General features: G+C 78.6%; 1 protein-coding gene. It reads right to left on the bottom strand.

Features of this window, described 5'->3' with window-relative positions:
- Positions 1 to 1,812: polyketide synthase dehydratase domain-containing protein (locus tag B0E53_RS36165; RefSeq protein ID WP_146167963.1), on the bottom strand; the 1,812-nt coding region annotated here is incomplete at both ends.

The following is a 1,812-nucleotide window of genomic DNA, read 5'->3' as shown; positions in this document are numbered from 1 at the left end:
TGATCTGGGCGCGCAGTGCGCGTACCTCGGCCCGGGCCAGGCGCTCCCGGGAGGGGGTCGGTCAAGACGAAGGTCGGCCGCGCCGGGCGCGTCGGCGCCGCGGCGGCCGACGAGCAGCAGGTGCCGGACCTTGTGCGCGTTGACCAGGTGCCGGGCGACGAGGCCGCCGAGGGTGCCGGTGGCGCCGGTGACCAGCACGGTGCCGTCGGGGACCAGGTCGACGGCGCCGGTCGGGTCGGGCTCGGCCGGGGCGAGGCGCGGCACGAGCAGCCGCCCGTCGCGGAGCGCGACCTGGGGCTCGCCGGTGGCGAGGGCGCGGCCGAGCAGGTCGGCGTCGGGTTCGCCGTCGAGGTCGGCGAGGACGAGCCGGTCGGGGTTCTCCAGTTGCGCCGCGCGGACCAGGCCCCACACGGCGGCCCCGGCCAGGTCGGTGACGTCCGTGTCGGCGGGGACCGCGCCGCGGGTGAGCACCACGAGTCGCCGGTCGGCGAACCGGTCGTCGGCCAGCCAGTCCCGCACCGCGGCGAGGGTGTCGGCGAGCCGCGTGCGGGTGCCGGCGAGCGGGTCGCCCGACGCGGGCTCGGCGGCGGGCAGGAGCACCAGGCGGGCGTCGGGGTCGTCGACGAGCGCGGCGAGCCCGCCGGCCGGGTCGAGCGGCACGATCCCGGGTGCCGGTCGGGGTGGCAGCGCCAGCGGGGTCCAGCGCAGGTCGAACAGGGGCAGTTCGGCGGGACCGGTGTCGAGCTGGTCGGTGCCGAGGGGCCGGGAGACCAGCGAGTCGATCCGGGCGACGGGCGCGCCGGTGGCGTCGGCGAGGGTGAGGGTGGCGGCCGGGCCGTTGCGGGTGAGGCGTACCCGCAGGTGGGTCGCGCCCTCGGCGGCGAGCGTGACGCCGGTCCAGGCCCAGGGCAGGCGGGCGCCGGCGTCGTCGTCGGCCGGGTCGTCGGTGAGGCCGACGACGTGCAGGGCGGCGTCGAGCAGCGCCGGGTGCAGGGCGTACCCGGCGGTGGCGGCGCCGTCGGGCAGTTCCACCTCCGCGAAGACCTCTTCAGGGGTACGCCAGGCGGCGCGCAGCCCGCGGAAGGTGGGCCCGTAATCGACGCCGAGCCGGTGCAGGCGGGCGTAGACCGGGTCGACCGGCACGGCGGTGGCGCCGGGCGGCGGCCACTCGGCCAGCGGCTCGGCCGGTTCGGCTCCGCCGGGGGCGAGGACCCCGTCGGCGTGGCGGGTCCAGTCGGCGTGCGGGTCGTCGGCGGGCCGGGAATGGATGGTGATCCGGCGGTGGCCCTGCTCGTCGGGGGCGGCGAGCTGGAGCTGCACGCTGCGGGCGCCCGTGTCGGGCAGGACGAGCGGCGCGGCGAGGGTCAGTTCCGCCAGGGTGTCGCAGCCGGCCCGCGCGCCGGCGTGCAGCGCCAGTTCCACGAGCGCGGTGCCGGGTACGACGACCCGCCCCCGGACGACGTGGTCGGCGAGCCAGGGCTGGGTCCGCCCGGAGAGCCGGCCGCCGTGGACGCGGACGTCGTCGGCGGCGGTGACGAGTTCGGCGTCGAGCAGGGGGTGGCCGGCGTCGCGGATGCCCAGTCCGGCGGTGTCGGTGCCGGCGGGGCGGGCGTCTAGCCAGTAGCGCTGGTGGTGGAAGGCGTAGGTGGGCAGGTCGACGGTGTGCGGCTGCGGGCCGGTGGCGGTGAACCAGGCGGCCCAGTCGACTGGTGCGCCGGTGACGTGCAGCCTCGCCAGGGCGGTGGTCAGGGCGGTGGTGTCGGCCTGGTCGCGGCGCAGGGCCGGGATGTGGTGCACCGGGCCGTCGGCGGT

It is taken from the genome of Micromonospora sp. MH33, assembly GCF_003013775.1.
Classification (GTDB): domain Bacteria; phylum Actinomycetota; class Actinomycetes; order Mycobacteriales; family Micromonosporaceae; genus Micromonospora; species Micromonospora fulviviridis.
Note: the sequence above shows the minus strand (reverse complement) of the source record. Positions and strands in the feature narration are given on the sequence as shown.